Origin of the sequence: Okeania sp. SIO2F5 (assembly GCF_010692685.1) — a bacterium.
In the GTDB taxonomy this organism is placed as follows: domain Bacteria; phylum Cyanobacteriota; class Cyanobacteriia; order Cyanobacteriales; family Microcoleaceae; genus Okeania; species Okeania hirsuta.
Window position 1 is genome coordinate 1 of the sequence record NZ_JAAHGU010000074.1, and the last position, 22522, is coordinate 22522.

22 protein-coding genes and 4 pseudogenes are annotated in these 22522 nt (G+C 36.9%); 8 read left to right on the forward strand and 18 right to left on the reverse strand.

The features are described from left to right. From F6K27_RS20640 to F6K27_RS20650, 3 genes and pseudogenes are all read right to left on the reverse strand, one after another. On the reverse strand, positions 1 to 951 hold a 951-nt coding region (locus tag F6K27_RS20640; protein WP_287300909.1), incomplete at its 3' end, for a tetratricopeptide repeat protein. Positions 952 to 1572: 621 nt separating this feature from the next. Beyond that, positions 1573 to 2226 (reverse strand): annotated as a pseudogene (locus F6K27_RS20645) (cytochrome b N-terminal domain-containing protein). A 575-nt stretch (positions 2227 to 2801) separates the two neighbouring features. Beyond that, positions 2802 to 3758, reverse strand: coding sequence for a bestrophin family protein (locus F6K27_RS20650; RefSeq protein WP_287277371.1), 957 nt, complete (start codon positions 3756 to 3758; stop codon positions 2802 to 2804). Positions 3759 to 4561: 803 nt separating this feature from the next. Between F6K27_RS20650 and F6K27_RS20655 the strand changes: the two genes are divergently transcribed. Beyond that, on the forward strand, positions 4562 to 9061 hold the full coding sequence (locus F6K27_RS20655) for an AAA family ATPase (RefSeq protein ID WP_287277372.1): 4500 nt from the start codon (positions 4562 to 4564) through the stop codon (positions 9059 to 9061). 71 nt (positions 9062 to 9132) lie between these two features. Here F6K27_RS20655 and F6K27_RS34380 read toward each other — a convergent pair whose 3' ends face one another. From F6K27_RS34380 to F6K27_RS20670, 3 genes are all read right to left on the reverse strand, one after another. Next, positions 9133 to 9276, reverse strand: coding sequence for an AMP-binding protein (locus F6K27_RS34380; protein WP_375339659.1), 144 nt, complete (start codon positions 9274 to 9276; stop codon positions 9133 to 9135). Next, positions 9227 to 9544, reverse strand: coding sequence for an AMP-binding protein (locus F6K27_RS20665; RefSeq protein WP_287277373.1), 318 nt, complete (start codon positions 9542 to 9544; stop codon positions 9227 to 9229). The genes F6K27_RS34380 and F6K27_RS20665 overlap by 50 nt, the downstream gene beginning before the upstream one ends. Positions 9545 to 9633: 89 nt before the next feature. Next, the gene (locus F6K27_RS20670; RefSeq protein WP_287277389.1) at positions 9634 to 11142 is read right to left on the reverse strand and encodes a UbiD family decarboxylase; all 1509 of its coding nucleotides are present in this window, start codon (positions 11140 to 11142) and stop codon (positions 9634 to 9636) included. Between the two features lie 810 nt (positions 11143 to 11952). On the opposite strand from F6K27_RS20670, the gene F6K27_RS20675 reads away from it, so the two are divergent. The 5 genes from F6K27_RS20675 to F6K27_RS20695 all read left to right on the forward strand — a co-directional run bounded on the left by F6K27_RS20675 (position 11953) and on the right by F6K27_RS20695 (position 16421). Further along, positions 11953 to 12195 carry a hypothetical protein gene (locus F6K27_RS20675; protein WP_124146224.1) on the forward strand — a complete coding sequence of 81 codons (243 nt, stop codon included), beginning with the start codon at positions 11953 to 11955 and terminating at the stop codon, positions 12193 to 12195. Between the two features lie 137 nt (positions 12196 to 12332). Continuing rightward, complete coding sequence (locus tag F6K27_RS20680) at positions 12333 to 13091, forward strand: hypothetical protein (RefSeq protein WP_287277374.1); 759 nt, start codon at positions 12333 to 12335, stop codon at positions 13089 to 13091. A 14-nt stretch (positions 13092 to 13105) separates the two neighbouring features. Further along, the gene (locus tag F6K27_RS20685; protein WP_287277375.1) at positions 13106 to 13855 is read left to right on the forward strand and encodes a hypothetical protein; all 750 of its coding nucleotides are present in this window, start codon (positions 13106 to 13108) and stop codon (positions 13853 to 13855) included. Positions 13856 to 14081: 226 nt separating this feature from the next. Beyond that, on the forward strand, positions 14082 to 15020 hold the full coding sequence (locus F6K27_RS20690) for a RimK family alpha-L-glutamate ligase (RefSeq protein ID WP_124146222.1): 939 nt from the start codon (positions 14082 to 14084) through the stop codon (positions 15018 to 15020). Positions 15021 to 15512: 492 nt separating this feature from the next. Continuing rightward, positions 15513 to 16421 (forward strand): DUF1350 family protein, encoded by a 909-nt coding sequence (locus tag F6K27_RS20695; protein WP_124146221.1) that lies wholly within the window; start codon positions 15513 to 15515, stop codon positions 16419 to 16421. 56 nt (positions 16422 to 16477) lie between these two features. Here F6K27_RS20695 and F6K27_RS20700 read toward each other — a convergent pair whose 3' ends face one another. From F6K27_RS20700 to F6K27_RS20725, 6 genes are all read right to left on the reverse strand, one after another. Continuing rightward, entirely contained in the window at positions 16478 to 17014 is a 537-nt protein-coding gene (locus F6K27_RS20700) for a hypothetical protein (protein WP_124146220.1), read from the reverse strand. Positions 17015 to 17249: 235 nt separating this feature from the next. Next, positions 17250 to 17681 carry a DUF1036 domain-containing protein gene (locus tag F6K27_RS20705; RefSeq protein WP_287277376.1) on the reverse strand — a complete coding sequence of 144 codons (432 nt, stop codon included), beginning with the start codon at positions 17679 to 17681 and terminating at the stop codon, positions 17250 to 17252. Positions 17682 to 18007: 326 nt separating this feature from the next. Continuing rightward, a complete protein-coding gene (locus F6K27_RS20710) occupies positions 18008 to 18478 on the reverse strand; it encodes a DUF1822 family protein (protein WP_353736038.1) in 471 nt (156 codons plus the stop codon). Positions 18479 to 18484: 6 nt separating this feature from the next. After that, complete coding sequence (locus tag F6K27_RS20715; RefSeq protein WP_287277377.1) at positions 18485 to 18961, reverse strand: DUF1822 family protein; 477 nt, start codon at positions 18959 to 18961, stop codon at positions 18485 to 18487. Between the two features lie 7 nt (positions 18962 to 18968). After that, entirely contained in the window at positions 18969 to 19259 is a 291-nt protein-coding gene (locus F6K27_RS20720) for a hypothetical protein (protein ID WP_287277378.1), read from the reverse strand. Positions 19260 to 19472: 213 nt separating this feature from the next. Next, entirely contained in the window at positions 19473 to 19739 is a 267-nt protein-coding gene (locus tag F6K27_RS20725; RefSeq protein WP_287277379.1) for a hypothetical protein, read from the reverse strand. Between the two features lie 54 nt (positions 19740 to 19793). Here F6K27_RS20725 and F6K27_RS20730 point away from each other — a divergent pair, with 54 nt between their 5' ends. Both F6K27_RS20730 and F6K27_RS20735 read left to right on the forward strand, forming a co-directional pair. Continuing rightward, positions 19794 to 20093 (forward strand): Uma2 family endonuclease, encoded by a 300-nt coding sequence (locus F6K27_RS20730; protein WP_353736036.1) that lies wholly within the window; start codon positions 19794 to 19796, stop codon positions 20091 to 20093. A 386-nt stretch (positions 20094 to 20479) separates the two neighbouring features. Continuing rightward, positions 20480 to 20875, forward strand: a pseudogene (locus F6K27_RS20735) (Rpn family recombination-promoting nuclease/putative transposase); the annotation flags it as partial. On the opposite strand, the gene F6K27_RS20740 reads toward F6K27_RS20735, so the two are convergent. The 6 genes and pseudogenes from F6K27_RS20740 to F6K27_RS20755 all read right to left on the reverse strand — a co-directional run. Continuing rightward, positions 20854 to 21240, reverse strand: a complete 387-nt coding sequence (locus F6K27_RS20740) for a type II toxin-antitoxin system VapC family toxin (protein WP_287277380.1) — start codon at positions 21238 to 21240, stop codon at positions 20854 to 20856. The pseudogene F6K27_RS20735 and the gene F6K27_RS20740 overlap by 22 nt on opposite strands. Next, positions 21237 to 21494 (reverse strand): hypothetical protein, encoded by a 258-nt coding sequence (locus tag F6K27_RS20745; protein ID WP_124146212.1) that lies wholly within the window; start codon positions 21492 to 21494, stop codon positions 21237 to 21239. The genes F6K27_RS20740 and F6K27_RS20745 overlap by 4 nt, the downstream gene beginning before the upstream one ends. A 304-nt stretch (positions 21495 to 21798) precedes the next feature. Beyond that, positions 21799 to 22011: pseudogene (locus F6K27_RS33870) on the reverse strand (WD40 repeat domain-containing protein); the annotation flags it as partial. A gap of 24 nt (positions 22012 to 22035) precedes the next feature. Further along, positions 22036 to 22170 carry a WD40 repeat domain-containing protein gene (locus F6K27_RS20750; protein WP_287277382.1) on the reverse strand — a complete coding sequence of 45 codons (135 nt, stop codon included), beginning with the start codon at positions 22168 to 22170 and terminating at the stop codon, positions 22036 to 22038. Then, positions 22171 to 22254, reverse strand: a pseudogene (locus tag F6K27_RS33875) (hypothetical protein); the annotation flags it as partial. 24 nt (positions 22255 to 22278) lie between these two features. Beyond that, the coding region (locus F6K27_RS20755; protein ID WP_353736037.1) for a hypothetical protein at positions 22279 to 22522 on the reverse strand (244 nt) is incomplete at its 5' end.

A 22522-nucleotide genomic window follows, 5' to 3' on the forward strand; every position in this document is an offset into this window, starting at 1 on the left:
ATCTGGAGATTTCTTCATCTCTGTCTGTGATCTTTTTGCAGTACTCTCCTCCACAGATACATCTGGAGATTTCTTCATCTCCACATCATTTTTTTGTTTCTGTGGTGAAGTCTTCTTTACTGAACGACCTCTCTGTAAATACTGATGTAACACACTTTTCATAGGTGAGTTAGCTGAACTAGGAGATTTTTTCATCTCCACATCATTTTTTGATTTCTGTGGTAAAGTCTCCTCAGCAGATACATCTGGAGATTTCTTCATCTCTGTCTCAATCTCAGTCTGTGGTGCTTCTGTTGTTGTTTCTTCTGTTGTTGTTTCTTCTGTTGTTGTTTCTTCTGTTGTTGTTTCTTCTGTTGTTGTTTCTTCTGTTGTTGTTTCTTCTGTTGTTGTTTCTTCTGTTGTTGTTTCTTCTGTTGTTGTTTCTTCTATTGTTGTTTCTTCTGTTGTTGTTTCTTCTGCTACTGCTGCGCTCTGACTCTCTATCAGAGAAAGCAGATACTCTCGTTTTTGATTAGCTTCATCATAATCAGGATTTATTGTTAGTGCTTCTGTGTATGAGGCAATAGCTTTTTCACAATCTGCCATTGCCTCATATACAAAACCTCTATTGTAATAACTATCAGCATCATTAGGATTAAGTCGGAGTGCTTCATCTAAGTCAGCGATCGCTTCGGTATAATACCCCATTTGAGAAAGAGCTAAACCACGATTATTATAAAAATCGCTATTACTGGGATTAATTTTAATCGCTTCGCTATAATCAAAAATTGCACCTTGATAATCTTCTATTTGATGCTTGGTAATACCTCTATTGTAGTAAAGATCTGCATTACTTGATTCCATCTCTATCACTGTCGTATAATCAGCGATCGCCCCATAATAATCTCCCCATTGGTAACGAGCTAGTGCCTGCTCATAAATAACTGCGATATCAATTTGATGATTTTCCATCTTGTTTACTAATTTTCTTCAATTAATTTTTTATCCTTTACCATATAGTAAATCATCTATGTTCAATATTTTTTGACATTGATAAAAAATTTCATATATTGGCCAAACTTTTTCCCATTTTTTATAATACTTATACTATGATTAATAGTATAATAATATTTTACTTTGAACAAATAAAAAGATAGTAATATCACTTCCGGTTGAATACTTATAAATAAGTTAGTAGGGAGGGGGGAGCTAGGAGAGGCGAGAATAGAGAGATTTGCCCTGTGTAACGAGGATAGGTTTTTTCATCACTAATTATCCGGACTTGATATAAATCATTCAAAATCAACAGAAGGAGAACAATTACATTAAACCCTCTTTTCTCTCAAAGATTTTCATCTACAAGTTCTCAAAGTAGGACTAATTTTATAGCAAAGAATGGGTTGTTTAGGACAGAGATTGATGATGAATCTTAAATGAAGAAAGGTTTTTCCCACTATTGCTTGTTGCCTGCTTTGAAATAGCAATCAGCAATTTATATTCCAAAAGAAAAATATCTCTAGAAGTCAATCTGAAGAGATGAAATAAATGATTGAATTACTATTTTTTCAGGGAACAGTTTTGTGCTGATTCTATCTATGATGCTGAAGCATTGAAACCTTGTCCTGCTTCCTGCTGTTCATTATTATCTGATTGATTTTTTTGATCCTGAACTGACTGCCAAATCAATCCACCTAAATGAGTAAATGCTAAAGCGATCGCTGGCACGGGTAAAAGATAACTATGTAAAGTGTACTGATGCAATACAGTCATTGTACTAATACCATTACCACCTGTTAAAATATATAGTAGTAAAGAACCAATAAAAGGAATAGTTTCTACAGTAGATAATTATATAGAAAATCTCCAAAAACCTTCTTGAGACCAGTCAAGAATCATTGCTTTCCAACCCAAACCAATTGCCACTAAAACAAGGAAAATCACACTAATCCAAGCAATCAACCAACTAGAGCGAAACTGCCGACTTAAAAACATAATTACTATTTGAATTAAGCCGAGAATAATGATACTGTTACCAGCATAATTGTGTAAATCTCGAATTATCCATCCGAAAGGAATTTGACTGGTAATCATTTCTAGAGATTTGTAAGCACCACCAGTGGTGGGTTGATAATTAAACGCTAACAATGTTCCAGACAAGGCAGAGATTAGAGTTAATGTCAAAATTGAGACAGCTACAATGGTAGCTAATCTCCGTAAACTCAAGGTCGAATTAATATTGTTAATCATTATGATGAGTGAAAGTCGATAAATTATTGCGGATATTAAAATTAGGATTTACCTCCCTGCAACATATTTTCGCCATTGTTACCGATAGGGTTTGGGCAGCAGTCCGGAACGGAAAGCAATCTCAAATCCTAGTTTTTTGTACCTGATGCGTAAGTCCTGAAAATTAAGCAGATACAGCATTAAAGCCATGTGTGTAAAGTCTGCAAAATTAAAGATAGATAAAATCGCCACTCTGGATTTAGAGCGCTATTAACTTTATTTGTGACCGTATTATGTAAATCTTAACATAACTTTTTTTTGTTGCAATTTAGGCAAAATTATCAAACATAATTAATAGCGATCGCTCATACCACAAAACGCAAATTAATTATGTATAAAATTATACTATTTGTTAAAATAGATAAAAAAAAAGCGTTTCGGTCCGGAATGCTCCGCAAATAGCAATTGCTGCAATCAGAATTTTCTAAAGTCATGCTCTGCAAACAGCTTAGATTTATACTGAGACCGAGAGAAATGCAATTTCAAAGAGGATTTCAACCCAAGCTGATAGCTGAAAACTTTTAGTCCAGAACTAGTTAAAAATTATGGGTTTCTAAATTAACTGATATACGTTTCCAATGTCTAACACTAGGAGCTAAAGTAATTAAATCTTCAATATTGCGGTGCATTGCAATACAAATAGCATCTAAAGGTAAATCATTAGGGTCGTAACCGAAAGGATTTTCTATTTCTAGAGCAATTTCTTCAATTCCAAATACTGTAAAACTGATTAAGGCAACTACTATACCAGTCCAAAAATGAAACTCATTAACTATTTGAAATGGTAATGATAAACAATAAATTAACAATAATTGCCTCAGATGAATTGAATATGCTAGAGGAATTGGTGTATTTAAAATACCCTCACAACAAGTTAATGCTTCAACCATTCTATCCAACAACTTAAACATAGCAGTAAGTTGATAAGGATTAATACAACCACGTTCATATTGATGCTGGAGATAATCACTAATCCAAAAAGCAATATGAATAGGAGGATGATTCATTTTTTTGAGTTTTTCATACCACTGTTTAGGCATATATCCCTCTAATTCTCTATTTACACTCTGACGGCGCAAATATAATTTACCAGCGATAGCAAAGGCTACTAATAACCTGATTATTTCCTCTTTTACTTTTCTATCTGCTGGTTCATTTTCTTCAACAGAAACCCAAATTTGTCGGGCAAAATTACGAACTGTATTAACAATTTGCCCCCACAGTTGCCGACCTTGCCAGAATCTTTCATAAGCAGTATTTGTTCTAAAAACTAATAGTAAACCCAAAACTAAACTAGGAACAATACTACTTTTCGCCGGCAAAGTCACAGGAAAATTAAAATAGTTAAGTAAAGAAATCAAGCCACCAAAAAATCCGCAGAATGTCACCCGAAAAATAATAGCTGGAATGACCGAATATCGCATTTGCAGAATAACCGTCAACCATTCTCGCTTTTCCCTATAGCGACCATCTATCACGCTGTTTGTAAACATATTAATTTAGCAAAATTTAGACAGATCGAAATAATCTGTGCATTCATACACACCCAAATTAATCTTACTCTCCTTTTTCTATCAGATAAAGGAAGGCTTCAAAAATGATAACTCTTGGGTTATATTATGTCCAGTCAATTAGCCTTGAAGGAGTAGTCATATCATGTCCGTTTAATTAGTTATAATAAAGTTCTTAGGTCGTAGGTGTAAATTCAATAGGACTTACGCATTACAAGGTATTTTCGTCATTGCGACCGACAGGAAAGCAATCTCAAGCCCTAGTTTTTCGTACCTCATGCGTAAATCCTGTTCAAGTGAGAATACTGGAAAGGGAGCACAAATTTGGGATATTCCTTCAACATCGCTTCAATAGAACATTTTTATTATACTTAATTATCCGGACATGGTATCAGTAGGACTGAGAATGGGGTCGATGGGAATTTAAGCAATCGCATTAAACCTACAACTTTCTTCAATCTGTTTGTATGTCCAACCGTATATATGTTTTTTTTCATGTATAATTTTTAATATACAACCATATAATTACTGATAACTAAAATAGTGTTTGGTGTTTATAGTGTACTAGAGCCAAAATTTTACGCATATTTCATTATTGACTCTTTCCCAATTTTCTTCACCAGAGTTTTTTTTTTGACAATTGTTGATATTATAGAAGAACAAAAGTTAAGCTATATATCCTATTTATTTATTAGCTGTTAAGACTATTCGGTCTGAGTCACTTTTTTCTTTTCCAAGCTACTTTGAAATACTGCTGCTGGACAATTCTGAAGAAAATAAAAATTATGCTATATATCCCTGGCTATTCAAATTTACAAACCTTATACCGAGGCAACAACAGCATAATATATAGGGCATTACAGCAGTCCGATCGCACCCTAGTTCTCCTCAAAACACAAATTTCTGAATACCCAGCTCCAGAAGAAATTGCGCGCATCAGACATGAATACAACATCCTCAAAAACCTCAACTTTGAAGGAATTGTCAAATCTATAGACCTGACCCACCAGGAATATCGCCTCATCCTCATCCTCGAATACTTCAATTCCCTATCTCTCAAACAACATATAACAGACTCATTGATCGCAATTCCTCAATTTATCAACATAGCCATCCAACTTAGTGACACCCTAGATAAAATACACCAACAACAAATAATCCACAAAGATATTAAACCCCACAACATCCTGATCGATCCCACCACACAAAAAATAAAAATCATCGACTTCAGCATCGCCACCCGTCTAAAAACAGAAACTCAGGCCATCATCAACCCAAGTTATATAGAAGGCACTCTAGCCTATATATCTCCAGAACAAACTGGACGCATGAACCGCTGCATAGACTATCGCAGTGACTTCTACTCCTTAGGTGTCACCTTCTACCAAATGCTCACTAAACAGCTTCCCTTCTATAGCAATGATCCAATGGAAGTCATCCACTCACACATAGCTAAAACCCCTATCTCCCCACACCAAATTAACCCAGAAATTCCCATTGCTATATCCTTAATAGTGATCAAACTGCTATCAAAAAATGCTGAAGACCGCTATCAAAGTGCCCTCGGATTAAAAGCAGACCTTGAATATTGCTTGAGTAAACTACAAAGCATCAAAAGACTTCAAGCCTTTACTCCAGGGAAAAAGGATAAAAAAGGTCAATTTAGTATCCCCCAAAAGCTCTATGGTAGGAAAACAGAGGTCAGCCTCCTCTTGGAAGCTTTTGGTCGTGTAAGCAATACCGATGACGAGAGCATCAGTCAATGCAATAAAGAAATCATTCTCGTTACAGGTTACTCCGGGATCGGTAAAACCAAAGTAGTTAACGAAGTACATAAACCCATAGTTAAAGCCAGAGGCTATTTCATTGGTGGCAAATTCGATCAATTCAAACGGGACATTCCTTATGCTGCTATCAGCCAAGCTTTTCAACAGTTAATCAGTCAGTTACTTACAGAAACTACACTAAAAGTTGCCGAATGGAAGGAGAAACTATTAACCGCATTAGGAGAAAATAGTCAAATCATCATTGATGTCATCCCAGAATTAGAATTAATCATCGGTAAACAAGAAAAAGTAGGCCAGTTAGGGACAACTGAATCACAAAACAATTTCAATCAACTATTTGGAAAATTTGTCCGTGTCTTTGCTCAACCAGAACATCCATTAGTTTTATTTCTTGATGATTTACAGTGGGCAGATCTAGCATCATTAAACCTGATCGAACAATTAATGACGGACAGCGAAACCAAACACTTATTATTGATCGGAGCTTATCGAGATCACAAAGTTAACCCAGTACATCCGACCATCCAAACCATAGAAAAAATCCAAAAAACCAGCACAACAGTTAATAAAATTATATTAGAACCCCTAAAAATCAATTACATCAGACAATTAGTAGCAGAAACATTATCAGAAGAAGCTACTACAACTAATGAGCGACTCACTCAATTATCAGACTTACTATACAGTAAAACCCAAGGTAATCCGTTTTTCTTAACTCAACTACTCAAAACATTATATACAGACAAATTGTTAATATTTGATTTTACAGTTGGATATTGGATGTGGGATATTGAACAGATTCAAAGTGTGGGAATAGCAGATTTAGGAGTAGTAGAATTAGTTGCTAGGAATATTGAAAAACTATCAAAAACTACCCAAAAAGTTTTAAAACTAGCAGCTTGTATTGGCAATAAATTTAGTTTAGATGTATTGGCAGTTGTTAACGAAAAATCTGTAACTCAGACAGTAAAAGATTTATGGAGTGCTTTACAAATAGGTTTAATATTACCACTCACTCAGGATTATAAAATTCCCTTATTATTTTCTGAAAATGACAATTCCCGAGAATTATTATTTGATGAATCTAGAGTAAGTTATCGTTTTTTGCATGACAGAGTTCAGCAAGCAGCATATTCACTTATTCCCGAAGAAAATAGAAAAAAAATCCATCTAAAAATTGGTAAGTTGTTGTGGAAAAGTCTGCCCTCTGAGCAAATAGAAGAGAACATATTTGATCTTGTAAATCAGTTGAATATAGGGCGAGATTTCATCACAGAAACAGAGTTACAAGAAGGGTTGCTAAAATTAAATTTATGGGCAGGAAAAAAAGCCAAAGGAGCTACAGCTTATGAGGCTGCGGGTAGATATTTGAATGTGGGGTTAGAGTTGTTACCCACAAATAGTTGGGAGAGTAATTATGAATTGACGCAGGATGTTTATTTTGAGATACTAGAAGTTGAATATTTGAATGTGAACTTTGAGTCGGCGCAACAATTGTCGGAACTACTTTTGTCTAAGATTCAAAGCAATCTGGATCGAGTGAAAGTTTATGAGTTACAAATTCCATATTATTATTCTCAGAATCAACCCCAGCCAGCTATAGATATTGCCTTATTAGCGTTAAAGTATCTAGGAGTGAGCTTACCGGCAAAACCAAATAAACGCGATGTTTTAGTGGAATTAGCTAAAACTCAATTAGCTCTAAGTAGTATAGAAATAAAGGATTTAGCAAATACTGCTATCATGAATGATTCCGAACAGATAGCAACTATGCGACTGTTAATGGCGATGATTCCGGCTGCTTTTAATGCTAATCCGGCTCTGTTTCCTTTAGCTGTATTTAAAATGGTGAGAATCTCTTTGAAATATGGTAACTCTCATCTGTCTGCTTTTGGATATGTCAACTATGGCTTAATTTTGTGTAGTATTTTGGGAGACTTTAATTCAGGCTATGAATTTGGTCAACTAGCTCTAGATTTATTAGACCGACTTAATGCTAGAGAAATTAAAGCAAAAGTATATTTTACTTTTAATAATTTTATTCGACACTGGAAAGAACATCTTCAGGAAACGATCAACCCATTACTTGAGGGATTTCAAAGTGGTCTATCAGTGGGAGATTTAGAGTTTGCTTCTTATTGTCTTTGTTTTTATACGAATAATAAATTTTGGGTGGGTGAACATCTAGATACTGTCGCTCAAACCCAAAAACAATCTATTGATGTGATGTTGAAATATAAACAAAAACTTGTTGGCGATCATCTGACGACTTGGAGCCAACTTGTGTCAATGTTGAAAGCTGAAGTGCAGCCAACAGATGATTTATTGAAGCTAGGAGAAAAATTATCTGTTTTAAAACAGGCAAATGATAGTAGAGGGATAACTAATATTTACCTATCGCAACTAATTTACTTTTATTTGTGGAAAAATTATGTGGCAGCTCTAGAAAACGTGGGAGCAATGGCAGAATATCTAGAAGGAATGAATGGATCAATTGAAATTGTGCAATACAACTTCTACTACTCTCTTTCCCTGCTAGCTAACTACCTCACTGTCTCTCCAAAAGAACAAAAACAATACCTAAAGCAAGTCAAATCCAACCAAAAACAAATGAAAGCTTGGGCAGAGCACGGCCCCATGAACTTCCAACACAAATACGACCTAGTGGAAGCAGAAATAGCCAGAGTTTTAGGTGAAAATGAAACAGCAGCAACCTACTACGAAAAAGCAATTTCTGGATCCTCAGAAAACGACTACATCCATGAAGAAGCGATCGCCAACGAACGAGCAGCAGAATTTTATCTATCTCTTGGCAGAGAAAAAGTAGCCAAAACCTACATGACGGAAGCCTATTACTGCTATATTAGTTGGGGTGCTACTGCCAAAATCAAAGACCTAGAAGAACGCCACTCCAACCTAATTATTCGCACCCAAACACCAGAAATAACAAAACTTGACATCACAAAAACTATATCTTCAATCACCAGCAAAACTAGCAAAAACCTCGACTTTTATACTATTATTAAAGCTTCCCAAACTATCTCAGAGGAAATCGAACTAAATAGCTTGCTTGATAAAATGATGCACATCCTCATGGAAAACGCTGGAGCAAACAAAGGAACTTTAGTTTTGAACAGCTCTGGTACTTGGGAAATTCCTATTCAATGCCTGAGCGACGACTCTGACTCATCCATCACACATCTCGATCCAACTAAAAGTTTACCCCATACTGTTATCAACACCGTCAAACAGACTCAACAAACTGTACTCATCAATCAGCTTGAAACAGAAACTACCTTCGCTGGAGATCCATACCTGATCGAACACCAGCCAAAAAGCCTCTTGTGTACTCTGATCGTCAAGCAAGGAAAATTTATTGCTCTCCTTCTCCTAGAAAACAGCCTCGCGACAGGAGCATTTACTCCAGACCGCATAAAAGTCCTCCATCTACTTATGAACCAAGCGAGTTTGTTGCAATTTAAGCAGGGTTTGCTGTAAGTGCAACATTTAACCTACTCAAAGCTATACACTGCTATATTTACCCCATATAGTAGATCGACAACAAATGTTTATCCAAGGGTTGCTCCTTTAGGAAAACCAGTGGTGCCAGAAGTGTAAACAATAGCAGCAGGAGCTTTCGGTTCCATGGAAACTGCCTTGAAATTAGAACTCCCTTTTTCGAGCAGAGTAGATGATATCTGTATCTGTTCCACCCCCAGCAATTAAAACATTTTTGAGAAAAGCTAAATCCCCATGGGGTATTTGCTCCCTCAAAGATTCTGTTGTCACAACTGCTACTGCTTCACTATCATTGAGGATGAAGCTAACTTCATCACTTTTCAGCATTGAATTGACAGAAACAACCACGGCACCACGTTTGAGAATTGCCAAATAAGTAATGACAAATTCAGGAATATTTGGTAAAAACAAAACTACGCGATCGCCACATTTTATTCCCAAATACCGCAAACTGATCCACAAACTAACTCTAGAATTGCTACCATAAACAGCAATTCGATATTTGAAAAGCTAAAGGCATCAATCAGTTTGTGATTGAACAATCAGTAGAATTACCGAATATCATATCCAAATAAATTCGGGTCAACTTCTCCCAAATTCAAATCATTCAACCCATATTCAGACCAACGTCTATCAACCATTGCAGCAACATCGGCATCGGACTCCAAAGCTGCACCCCACTCATGGTCAGTTTCAGGAGGGATTTTTGTAGTTGCATCTATTCCCATACGACCACCCAAACCAATTTTTTCGCTAGCAAAATCTAAACTATCGAAAGGCGTATTCGGCAAAATAAACACATCCCTAGAAGGATCGACCTTAGAGCTAATTGCCCAGACTACTTGACGCGGATCTCGAATATTAATACTCTCATCCACCACAATCACAAATTTTGTATAAGTAAACTGTGGCAAAGCACTCCAAAAAGCTAATGCTGCTCTTCGTGCCTGACCTGGATATGCTTTCTTAATAGAAATTACGGCAGCTTTGTAACTCAGAGCTTCCATGGGCAGGAAAAAATCAACAATTTCTGAAACTTGCTGTCGGAGAATAGGGGTATATATCCGGTTAAGAGCGATCGCCATCATCGCTTCTTCTTTCGGCGGTCTCCCACTAAAAGTTGTTAAATAAATTGGGTCTTTGCGGTGAGTCATACAGTGAAATCTAACCACCGGAGAATCTTCCAACCCACCATAATAACCCATGTGGTCGCCAAATGGTCCGTCTGGTAACATTTCTCCAGGAGTAATAGTACCTTCTAGAACAAATTCTGAATCTGCGGGTATTTCCAAATCTAGGGTTTTGCACTTATTTAACTTCACACCCGAACCACCATAAAGTCCAGCAAATAACCATTCAGATAAATCTACTGGAATGGGAGTAGCAGCAGCCATAATAATTAATGGGTCTACTCCTAAAGCGATCGCTATCTCCAGTTTCTTACCATTTTCTGCTGCTTTTCGCAAATGTCGCGCTCCACCACGGACTGATAACCAATGGACGCTCATAGTATTACGGGACTGTAACTGCAACCGATAAACTCCCACATTAGGAGTACCTGTTTCACAATCTTTTGTAATTACCAAACCAAGGGTAATAATTTTACCTGCATCTCCAGGATAGGGGCGAATCATCGGAATTTTATTTAAGTCAAGAGCATCCCCTTCAATAACTACTTGTTGACAAGGAGGGAAAAAGTCGCGTCCTGGTTTTGCCTTAACTACATCAAATAGGACTTTACCAAATTCTACTGCTTGAGAAATCTTTTTTGGTGGTTTGGGTTGTTGCAGCATCCCCAATTTTTTACCCAAGGTTTCTAATTCCTGGGGTTTTTCCATATTCATTGCCCAGCATACTCTTTCCTCCGTACCCAAGAGATTTATTGCTATGGGGTGGTCAGACCCTTTAACATTTTCAAATAGGAGAGCGGGGCCACCCTTCTGTAGCATTCGGTTACAAATTTCTGCTATTTCTAGGTCTGGGTCAACTAAAGCTTTGATTCGGTATAGTTGTCCTCGGTCTTCTAAAATTTTCAGGAATCCTCTTAAGTCGCGGGCCATAGTTTTATTAATTTTTGTTAAACAACGGTATGATATCACAGGAGTCATATAAGTTATCAGTTATCAGTAGGTAGAAAGGAATTTTTTTTTAATCTGAAGAGTATGTCAACCATCAACCAAATTTTACCTCTACCCGCTCTACAAAAGCTTTGTTATTTAATCATTGGCGATTTTATAGCGCTGCGCGCAGGCAACAGCTCCGGAAGGCAACGGCGGTGCGACCCCGCGACTATGCCAGCTCGCTTGCGGAATGCGCACTCCTGTGAGGCAATAGGGGGAATAAAAATCTGTTTGCGCAGCATCTCCGTTGGAATAATATAAGACTTTTCGCTATTAGACATCTCCGAAAATTAAAAATCAAATCAATTATCATCCAGAAATCATCTATTCTTTCTTCCTGTTCCCTGTTCCGGTGTTCCCTGTTCCCTCTTTTCTGGAGATGTCTATTGGACAATTCCTACAATTTATAAATATGCCAGCGCACATTGCTATATATCATGTGCTCCCTCCGGGGGAGCTACGCTAACGGGTGATTAGTTATAAAAAAAACATACCTCTAGCTTCAAAGGCAAATCTGTCGATTTTTTCTACTCCTGTACGGGCGTTTCATGTCGCGGAGCGTTAACGGCCAACCGAAGACGATCTTACTGCATACCTATGGCAGTTTCAAAAATATGAAAACTAATAGGACTTACACAGCAATTAAACTTTACCCTACAGGATACTCTACCGCAGTTAGGGAATAACACTTAAATTGTGAGTAAGTTCTGAGTAGTATAAATGACAAGTTCTAATTTGGAAAAAATTTTTATGTCCAAAACTATAGCGATTTCACGAATAGAAGCAGAAACTCAAGAAATAGACCCTTTAACATTACTTTATATTAGAGAAGGATTAACCAGAGATTCCTTAGCTTTAATGTTAGGAGTGGCTAGAGATACAGTAGACAAATGGGCAGCACAAAGAAGGCAACCATCTCGGCCTATTCGTCGTCTTGCTGCAGAAATTTTGGCACGTTGGCAACGTGATCGCCTTACCGATAGAAAAATGTAAATCACTTTTAGGTTTTTGTCCTACACAGTTAATAATTATCAGGCTAAGGTAGATACAGGTGAACAAAAAACACCAAAAAAAATCAAAGTTATCAATCAGATTTGATAACCAACACTACTTTTTGTTGAGGATAAATAATGCTAGTTTCAACTTTTGAACTACTCTTAAAAAAGATCACTCCTAATGCGGGAACTATTCCTAATTCTGACCGTACAGTTCTCCAAGGTTACTTTTTAACCATTGCTAATCCTAATAACACTAACTTGAGGCTTCGGCTCCAATTTACAGCGACAACACCTAATTTAAATGTAGCTGATACTATTACTATTCGTGATGTAGCAGGTGCTAACGTATTTGGCAATTTAATTCCCACCCCAGACCCTCGTAAATTCACTCTTGATGTAGGAATAGCTGCCCACGATACAGGATTAGTGATTTTACAGCCAGATATTCTTACCCTCGAACCAGCGGTAGATGAAGTCGAAATTCGTGGATTTGTCGAAATCTTTTTGCGCGCTCCTGGTGGTAATTTTAATGTGCTACTAACTCCCGAACACCGAGGCACATTTGTCAATGATAATCGACCTCGTCGTGCTGACTTTGACCAACTGGTTTATGCTCTACCAACTGCTACTGGAAGTAGTCTATTTCAACTTAAAGTAGATAAAAATGTTAAAGAAGTAAAACCAGAAATCAAAGAAATTAAAGAAGTTAAAGAAGTTGAAAAAATCCCCACCGAAACAATTACCCCTAACCAAGCAAATGAAGTGCAAGAAACACTGGCTTTAATGGCTGAAAGTATCGATAACATCGGACAACGTCTAGCAACACAAGAAGCTTTCATATCTTCTGAAGAGCGTCCTGCTGTTGGTGAAACTGCTGTTAACAACGGATAAACAGGAGTAGAGTAGTGCTTGTTGTTATTGCTAGTAAATATGACAAGTCTGCTCGGTCTTTTGTTGAACATTCGGCAACTGATGGTGTAACGTTACTCACCCCTGAAGATTTATCAGTGGTTGGGTGGCGACACCATCTGGGAAATACCAAAAATTCCACGGCGGTAGTGGGAGGAAAAATTATAGAAGTTGCACAAATAACAGGTGTGTTAACTCGCCTCCCTGTAGTTTTTCCAGAGGAACTTTTTCATATTGTTCCCAACGACCGCTCTTATGTAGCTGCTGAAATGACAGCATTTTTGGTTTCCTGGTTAAATACACTAAAATGCCCAATGCTCAACCGACCGACACCAACTTGTCTACTTGGATCGAATTGGCGATCGCCCCAATGGATTTATGCTGCTGCTCAAGTGGGGATGTCTGTGCGTCCTCTGCATCAACATATTGCTTTAGGGAAGGAAAGTTTGCCAGAGGTAATTCCAGAAAATTCAGCAACAGTAACTGTTATTGGTAAACGTTGTATTGGTGAAGTTGACCCCACCTTAGCAAATCAGGCAATAACTCTTGCTGATGCTGCTGGAGTTGAGTTATTGACTGTTCAATTTAGTCAAGCTGATGCTAATGCAGAATTTATTGATGCTAATTTGTGGACAGATATTTCTCAACCAGCGATCGCTACTGCCATTCTGGAGTATTTTATAGAAGAAGGCAGAAGGCAGGAGGCAGAAGGCAGGAGGAAAAACCTTGCTTTGTCTTACTTTTAACTTTTTTAGGACTTACGCATGAACGCTATTAGTAGTAGAATGACACGTCTAAAAATGTAGGTTGGGTAGAACGAAGTGACACCCAACAAATCCTGATTATGGTTGGGTTAACCTACGTCAACCAAACCTACGCTTATTGCACTAGGTCATGCTGCACAAACAGCTAGAGGTGCTGATAACTGATAACTGATAACTGAAATGACCGCTTTTTTAACGAGGAAAAAAAATGTTAATTCTGTTGTGGGGATTACCTGGAGATTCACCCTTAGCAGCAGTACAGAAAGAATTGCAAAATTTAGGTATACCTCATGTACTGCTCAACCAACGAGAAATTATTGAAACCGAAGTTAAGCTTTCTGTAGGGGAAAAAATTACAGGGGAAATCTGCACTCCTACTGACAAAATAGACTTGAATGCAGTCACAGGAGTTTATTTGCGTCCCCACGACTCTTACAAACTCCCGGAAATCATGGAAGCAGGACCTGAGAGTTATGCTTGGCAACACGCGACGGCAGTAGATAATGCTTTGTTGTCATGGGTAGAGATGACTTCTGCCTTAGTTTTGAATCGTTTTTCAGCAATGGCAGCGAATAATTCTAAACCGTATCAATTACAGCAAATTCGTAAGTTTGGGTTTCAAGTCCCTGACACTTTAGTTACTACGACTCCCAATGCGGTGCATGAGTTTTGGCAAGACCATGGCAGTGTGATTTACAAATCTGTCAGTAGTACCCGCAGTAAGGTTTCTCAGTTACGACCGGAGCGCGCGGAACGTTTAGATAATGTTGTTTCTTGTCCAACTCAATTTCAGCAATATATACCGGGTAGGGATTATCGGGTTCATGTAGTGGGTGGAGATGTATTTGCCTGTGCTATTAGTTCTGCTGCAGATGATTATCGTTACGCGGGAGTTACCAATGCTCCTGAAATTTTTAGTTATCGTTTACCGGAAGATATAGAAAATAAATGTAGAGTAATGGCGGCAGAAATGGAATTATCTTTAGCTGGCATAGATTTGCGAGAAACTCCAGAAGGTGAGTGGTACTGTTTTGAGGTTAATCCTTCTCCAGGATTTACATATTATCAGCAAGAAACAAATCAACCTATTAGTAATGCCATAGCTAGATTATTGGCATCGGGAAAGACCGTTTCACGCAAGTTATAAGTCAAAAGTTAAAAGTTAAAAGTCAAAAGAAAGATTTTATCAACTCAGAACTTTGATACTACAGTAATTTACGGAAGTTATTTAACATTTAAAGTTTGAAACTATTTGTGACATCTTTAAAGTGAATTGGTATAGCTACATTGCTGCTGAAAGGATAAGTAATGTTATGTCCGTTAATAGCGTTCAGAAAAAACTTTCTTCTCCTCCTCCTTCTTCTTCCAGGACTTACGCAAAATATCAAATTATACGCCATTTGTAGGGATAAATTGCCATTCGCCCCTACTAGATAGCGGTGCGACCCCGCGTCGGCGTCAGACGCAAGGGAACGCGCACCAAGAGATGGTGGTTATGCGTAAGTCCTCTTCTTCCCTCCTGTACTTCGCCTATCCGACAGTCCCCTACCTGATTTCTGACTCCTCCGTCGTTATTTATAGCGCTACGCAAATACGCTCTGTTCCCTGTTCCCTGTTCCCTGTTCCCTACTATAAAACTATGAATTTAAAATTTACACCACTTTCTTTCAGTTGGGTCGCACTTCACCCTCAACCTCGTGGAATTATCCAATTTATCGGCGGAGCTTTTTTTGGTAGTTTCCCAACGATTTTTTATCGCTATTTCTTAAGTCAAATGTATGCTAAAGGATATAGCATTATTGCTTTACCTTTCCGCTTTAGTTTCCAACATTGGCCTATTGCTATTAGTTTATTAAAAGAACAAAGTATTTTAGCAAAAGCTATGCCAGAACTTGCTGAAAAATTAGGTTATAAAAATAATATCTATACTGACAAATCAAAATATTTTTGGGTTGGTCATAGTTTAGGCTGTAAATATATTGTGCTGCTAGAATTCCTGAGTGAAAATGGATGGCAAGACAAACTCAGAAAATATGCTGATGCTCGCGAGGTAGAAAAAGTAGAAAGAATTTTCCATCAAATTCATCCTAGTATAACTACTATTTTAAATCAGCATTCTTTGTTAATAGCTCCAGATATTAGTGACACAAATAGCGCTATACCTGTCCCTGCTTTAGCAAAATTAATAGACCGAATTGGTTTAGGAGCAAAACCCAATCGAAAACAAAGCCAATCTTTGATTAAACATAGTGATTTATTTCAGTTAATTTCTATGATTTCTTTTTCTAAAGATACTGTTGCAGGGAGTATCACAGATCGAGAAAAAAGTAAAGAAATTCAAGATAAAAGTGATGTACTTTGGTTAATAAATACCTTAAAAAATAGAGGGTTATTACATCAAGAAATCCAGGGAAAACATTTAGAACCAGTGGGAATAAAAGTAGGCAACTATATTGTTGATTTGAATCCTTTAGATAAATTTATTCAGCCAATTGAGCGCAGATATTTAGAACAAGTAGCTTTACATTTATTGGATAATAATAGGTGATACAGAAGGAAAAATCTGGCTTTTTCTGAGTTTTAAGCTTTTGAGATGCCCTAACATTATTGTAACAATTGGTAATCAAAAATATATTGAGAACCTTGATCCATTTTGATGCGTAAATAACCTGCTGTATCCCAATACCATTTTCCACCATATTCAATACTATTTGTCCACACCCGAACTCGGGAATTTTCTAAGAATAAAACATTAGATTGAATTCCATCATTCCAACAAATAATTCCAACTACTCCACTATCTTGACTAATTAGTTTTTTCTGAATCCTGATTCTCTCAACTTTTCCCACAAACTGTCCGTTTTGACCAAAGGAAGTAACTTTTTTTCCATTTATATACCGAAGTTTTTGGCTGGATTTGCTTAAGTTGAAAGATGAAGATTTTTCAACAGAATTAATAACTGAAGATTCTTGTCTATAGTTTTTGCTTTCCGGTTCTTGGTAAGGATTTGGGTTATCATAAATTTCTTCTACAAGTTTGATAATTGGTGTCATTATTTCCATAATAGGAATAGCTGTTTGAGGAAAAATTATTGAGGTGCCCAGAAGTATCAGAAAAGTACCAATAATTTTATTGTCCATGATATTTTAACTTCTTTGTGAGTCCTAGGTTTCTATTTTTATCGAACTAAATAACTCTCATTTTGTAGATTTGAGGTGATTTTATAATTCAGTTTTTTTAAGTTATACTCAAAAATAGGCTGTTTTCCAGCAAGCATTTCAAATCAAGTTTTTCCCATCTATGCTTGAATATTTAAGACTTACTGGAAACAAAACCTTTTATATATTTAATGTGAATTGAGGCTAAGAAAAATTTCTATCTTCGAGGCGTTAAACGATAAGTGTATTTCATTTTTCCAGGTCGAATTATATTAAACCTGACCCACTTTCCATAAGCACAACTTGAATCAGCATAATGATATTCAAAACGACTATTTTCTACACATAAAGGCTTATTTCTTGGCCATACTCCTCCCCGAAGACCTCTTGCATAAATTCCATAAGTTCGATTTTTAACTTTCCCATCAATGAGTTTTTTACAGTCACCTGGATCTATGTTCCACCAGCCTGAACTTACCCATGAGTTCCCTGACTTTTTAGCTAAAGCAACACTGACTCGTTCATGGGAATCATTACAAACTTTTAATCCCCGAACTTTGGCATGAGCTGGTAAAGAAATTAAAGGAATTGAAGTAGTAGCAAGAAGAGTAATAGCAGTTAAACGAGCGACAAAATTAAATTTAAACATCTTGATTTTTCTTCTCTAATAACATTGAAGAATGTTTGTTAGTTGTTACTTATTATTCGTTTAAGTTAGATTTTTTTATTCAATTATTTGGGTGGAATAAGAGGGTTATCTTCTTCGTCATTAAGATGAATTGCAAAAATATTAATCATCAACTTTGCTCCTGATAAATAATATATACAACTATCCTCAAGTCAGCTTTTTGACTGTAATTTGTTGTTCTACTTATTACTCTGTAAAGTTGATGGATTTTTATTCAAAATAATAGGGAAAATCCATGGAACTTCCCTACTACAAAGATTTGATTTTCCTATTATTGAGATGTCAAATTAAAACCGCAAAATTTCTCTACTAAAATCATCAGGAATCGGCTCAATTTCCCAGATTAAACCTTCCCCTAGTTCTAAAATTACATCTACATATAGCTTTTCTACAGCATGGGTAGATACAGCTTCATTATTTTCAAAATTTTCTCCATACTCTGTCAATAATCGCAACTTAAAGCCTGCCGGAATTAAACCTCCCACAGCTATATTTTCCAGTTCAAATCGCCAGATAATTTCACCATCTTTCACTCGACTAATTACCCGCAAAATAAAATATTGTCCGGCAATTTTGAGTTGTTTGGATAAAAAATTATCTGTGGGAATTTCTAATTCTTTTGTGCCTACTTCCTTGTCAAATGCTAAATCTGTTTTTTTGTTGCGTAATAGCCAACCAATTTGTTCAGCTAGTTCGTTAATTCCTTGTTTGAGCAATTCTAAAACATTTATTTCTAATACTTCTGACTCATTTTGCAGTTTTAATTATTCTAAAATTGCAAATAAATTATCTAGAGGTTGTAGTTTTTCCAGAGGAATAGTTTCTGGTAAATTATCCACATTTTTTACAGGGAAATATCCTAAAACTTTAGCTTTATCCAAAACTTGCTCGAACTGCACCGCTACAAAACCAATGATATTGTCTGGTACATCGGGAGGTACAGAAAATTCTGTTTTTCCAGGCAAAATTGGAATACAAAACAATCTCTTGTTTTCTACTACTAAGTCTGTGGCATTTAACACTCCACTCAGAATTGGATTTAAACTTTTAACCTGTTGTAAATCTGTAGAAAAATCTAACCATTTCAATAAATTATTAACAGCCTTAACAGCAAGAATATTAAAATAAGTTTGTTTGCCAATTTCTGGGTTAGATTGTTCGGCAGCTACACTGGCAGCTTGTTGATGTGTTTCAGCATCTAAAGTTACAAAAACTGGTTGTAATTCTGTTCTATTTATCATTGTCATTTTATCCTAATATTTCTTGGATTTTTTGTGCAAATAGTTTGGTGTACTTGTCGAAATTCTGCTCAATATCCTGATTAATTTCCTCAAATATACTCTCATCATGTCTGCGCCAATAGGTTTTGAGAGTTTGATATTTAATATCATGTTCCTTAGCAAAACTTGTCCAATTATTTTTCTTCTCCGGTTCAGAAAGATTGGTTATTTTTTTGCTTTTTCTGATGTATTTTCCTTTTTGCTTATCAACAATAATCCAGTCCTCTTTTACTGTTACTTTGTCACCTGCATTGCTCAAATAAAAATACTGAATTATTGTTTGGGCGTTACATTCTGGATATCCTTTGGGATGAAATTTCTGTAATTTTCCTTCTGGATCGTTCTCAATGTAAAGTTCTAAAATTAGACCTTTTCTTTGAGTTTTCTGATTTTGTATATGGGTAATATAAGTCTCAAAACCATCTGATGTAGAAATATTAAATCCTTCATTAGCTAATAAGTCTATCCAATTTTATTTTTGCTCTTCACCTACTGGAGTATCGAGACTAATATCTTGATTCGTCTTGCGGTATAAGTCAAGAATGTCATATTTTAAATATCCATTTATCCACATTACATAACGCTGTCGTACCAGTAGAGGTGAATTTTGAATAAGATCAATTCTCCATCTTTTTTTGTATTCCTGGAAAAACTTATCAATATTGTGTTTTACAGAGAATAAAGTGTTATTAACTGCGTGTAAATAATCTGGATGTTTGTCTTGATGAATTCCTGGCAATTTGGGAGTAATATTTAGTAAACTGTCAATGGTTTGGTTTCTTTGGTCTCCCCTTTGGTTGAAGAAGATGTTGCTTGTTCCGTACCGCCAGATTTAGTAATAGAAATTATTTCTCCCGGTCAAACTTATGGTCAACTTAATGCTAAAGCCAAAGATTATTTAGATGCGGGTGTATTAAGAGTATGGGTTGTTGATAGTAAAGCTAGGAGTATTACAGTTTTTTATCCAGATGCACCGCCACAAACTTATATGGGAGATACTCTACTGATAGATTCTTTTTTTGCCGGATTAGAGTTAACTGCTGAACAAGTATTTAAAAAAGCTGGAATTCCTAATACAATTGTTTCCAGTTGATTATTTACACCAAAGGTAATTTTTCAAATTCCTCTCTAACCCTTCTGCTTTCTACCCTCAGCATAAGTGCCTTACCTTCACAATAAATCTCCCTTCTAAAACTGTCATTGCGAGGGGGGTTAAAAAAGTAATGATTTTCGTTTACTCCATTATTACCCCCCGTGGCAATCTTCACTACAACAATCAAGTTGTGAGATTGCTTCGGCTAAGAATATCTTTTCTCCAGGAAGTTAACTTATTTTATATTCGCCTCGCAATGACAATATCAGATTCTCTTTATACCATCATACACTTTATAAAAGATTCATTGATGCCTAGAAAAAAAGTTCAGTATTGTTGTAAAATATTTACTATAATTCCTGATTGTTAAAAGGAGAAAAAATACTATGAAATTTGTTAGTCCTAAGATAGATTATGCTTTTAAAAAAATCTTCGGTTCCCAACAAAGTCAAGATATCTTAATCAGTTTTCTCAATGCGATTATTTATGGGGGAGAAAAAATTATTCAGTCTTTGACAATTGTTAATCCTTTTAATCCTGGTCAATTGCTAAGTTTAAAAGATACATATTTAGATGTCAAAGCAGTTTTAGTAGATGGTTCTATTGTAGTGATTGAAATGCAGGTTGCTAGAATGGCTGGTTTTAATAAACGAGTAGCTTATAACCTAGCTAAAGCTTATGCCAATCAATTAGAAACAGGAGAAGATTATCTCTTACTTAATCCAGCGATCGCCGTGACAATTACGGATTTTATTTTGTTTTACAAGACTGAGAATGTAATTAAATAGTCATAACTCCATACTGGTAAACTCAGACGATTAGAAATAATTGCTGTTAAACCATCAAATAAAGTAATTCGTTGATCGGGAAAATTTTCAACTAATTTTGTTGCTGCTAAGTAGTCATCAACTGTGGGATTAATTAATTCAACTCCGGCAAAAATTTGCTGCAAAAATGCTCTGGCAGTTTCATTTCCTAGACGATACAAAACTAAAGTATAGGCTTCTAAAAGAGTCGGATAAGTAACAATAACTCCTAAGTTTTCTTGTTGGAGTTGGTTTAAGTCTGCTTGGGCCTGTTGATGATATTGGTCATCTGGATCGATCGCAGCATAAGGGGGGCCAGTGTCGGCAATAACAGCTCTCATGGTTGTTGTTGAGTGGGAAGGTTGGCAATAACTGAGTCGTGGTTAATTGATGTCTTGTGGTATCCACTGCCTTTTGATGCTGGCGTTATTTGTAGATGTTTTTTGGGTGGGGATAAATAACCACGTTGAGTTAGAAATTCTTCTACTGCTGCTTGTATAACTATATTGGGTGTGGGGGAGTCTTGGCGATCGCGCATATAGGATAATAATGCACTTGCTAGAGGTTCGGGTAAGTTTATGGTTTGTGGTTCCATTTTTTTTGAGTGTGAGGTTTTGGTTGATGATTTTCTAACACAAATTTTGAGTTTTGTCAATTTGGAGGCGATCGCTCAATTTTACTACCGACATATAGCAACTGTAGGGGCGGGTTCCAGTTCAAATTAACAATAGCAACCATTAAATCAAATGAACCCGCCCCCATGTTTATGAATTAAATCAATGGTGGGGGCAGGTTTACATGACTAAACTGCTAATTGACAAAGCTTTCGGCTAAACCCGCCCCTACAATTTTTTTGTTTGGTTTCTAACTTCTGACTTCTGACTTCAAACTTCTGACTTCTACTCAATTCCCTCACACAAACGTTTATCTTCTTCGCTGACATTGGGATTATTCCTCAAATAATCGCCCACCCAGTCGCAGCCTTCTTTGAGGAGGGAGTCGAGGTTTAAATTCCATAGGCGCACGGTGCCATCATGGCTAGCAGAAGCCAGCAGTTTGCCATCGGGGCTGAAACTGAGGTGATTGACCCAATCTTTATGCCCCTCTAAAGTAGCAACAGCAGTGCCATCTGGAAGCTACAGACGCACTGTGCCATCACCGCTTGCAGAAGCCAGCAGTTTGCCATCGGGGCTGAAACTGAGGTGATTGACCCAATCTTTATGCCCCTCTAAAGTAGCAACAGCAGTGCCATCTGGAAGCCACAGACGCACTGTGCCATCACCGCTTGCAGAAGCCAGCAGTTTGCCATCGGGGCTGAAGAGGTGATTGACCCAATCTTTATGCCCCTCTAAAGTAGCAACAGCAGTGCCATCTGGAAGCTACAGACGCACTGTGCCATCACCGCTTGCAGAAGCCAGCAGTTTGCCATCGGGGCTGAAACTGAGGTGATTGACCCAATCTTTATGCCCCTCTAAAGTAGCAACAGCAGTGCCATCTGGAAGCCACAGACGCACTGTGCCATCACCGCTTGCAGAAGCCAGCAGTTTGCCATCGGGGCTGAAGAGGTGATTGACCCAATCTTTATGCCCCTCTAAAGTAGCAACAGCAGTGCCATCTGGAAGC

Excerpts from the sequence above, each read along its gene's own strand:
- F6K27_RS20675 (WP_124146224.1), top strand. The coding sequence starts at position 11,953 with ATGTCCAAAACTATAGCGATTTCACGAATAGAAGCAGAAACTCAAGAA.
- F6K27_RS20705 (WP_287277376.1), bottom strand. The coding sequence starts at position 17,681 with ATGTTTAAATTTAATTTTGTCGCTCGTTTAACTGCTATTACTCTTCTT.
- F6K27_RS20695 (WP_124146221.1), top strand. The coding sequence starts at position 15,513 with ATGAATTTAAAATTTACACCACTTTCTTTCAGTTGGGTCGCACTTCAC.
- F6K27_RS20650 (WP_287277371.1), bottom strand. The coding sequence starts at position 3,758 with ATGTTTACAAACAGCGTGATAGATGGTCGCTATAGGGAAAAGCGAGAA.
- F6K27_RS20655 (WP_287277372.1), top strand. The coding sequence starts at position 4,562 with ATGCTATATATCCCTGGCTATTCAAATTTACAAACCTTATACCGAGGC.
- F6K27_RS20670 (WP_287277389.1), bottom strand. The coding sequence starts at position 11,142 with ATGGCCCGCGACTTAAGAGGATTCCTGAAAATTTTAGAAGACCGAGGA.
- F6K27_RS20700 (WP_124146220.1), bottom strand. The coding sequence starts at position 17,014 with ATGGACAATAAAATTATTGGTACTTTTCTGATACTTCTGGGCACCTCA.
- F6K27_RS20745 (WP_124146212.1), bottom strand. The coding sequence starts at position 21,494 with ATGGAACCACAAACCATAAACTTACCCGAACCTCTAGCAAGTGCATTA.
- F6K27_RS20715 (WP_287277377.1), bottom strand. The coding sequence starts at position 18,961 with ATGATAAATAGAACAGAATTACAACCAGTTTTTGTAACTTTAGATGCT.
- F6K27_RS20690 (WP_124146222.1), top strand. The coding sequence starts at position 14,082 with ATGTTAATTCTGTTGTGGGGATTACCTGGAGATTCACCCTTAGCAGCA.
- F6K27_RS20680 (WP_287277374.1), top strand. The coding sequence starts at position 12,333 with ATGCTAGTTTCAACTTTTGAACTACTCTTAAAAAAGATCACTCCTAAT.
- F6K27_RS20740 (WP_287277380.1), bottom strand. The coding sequence starts at position 21,240 with ATGAGAGCTGTTATTGCCGACACTGGCCCCCCTTATGCTGCGATCGAT.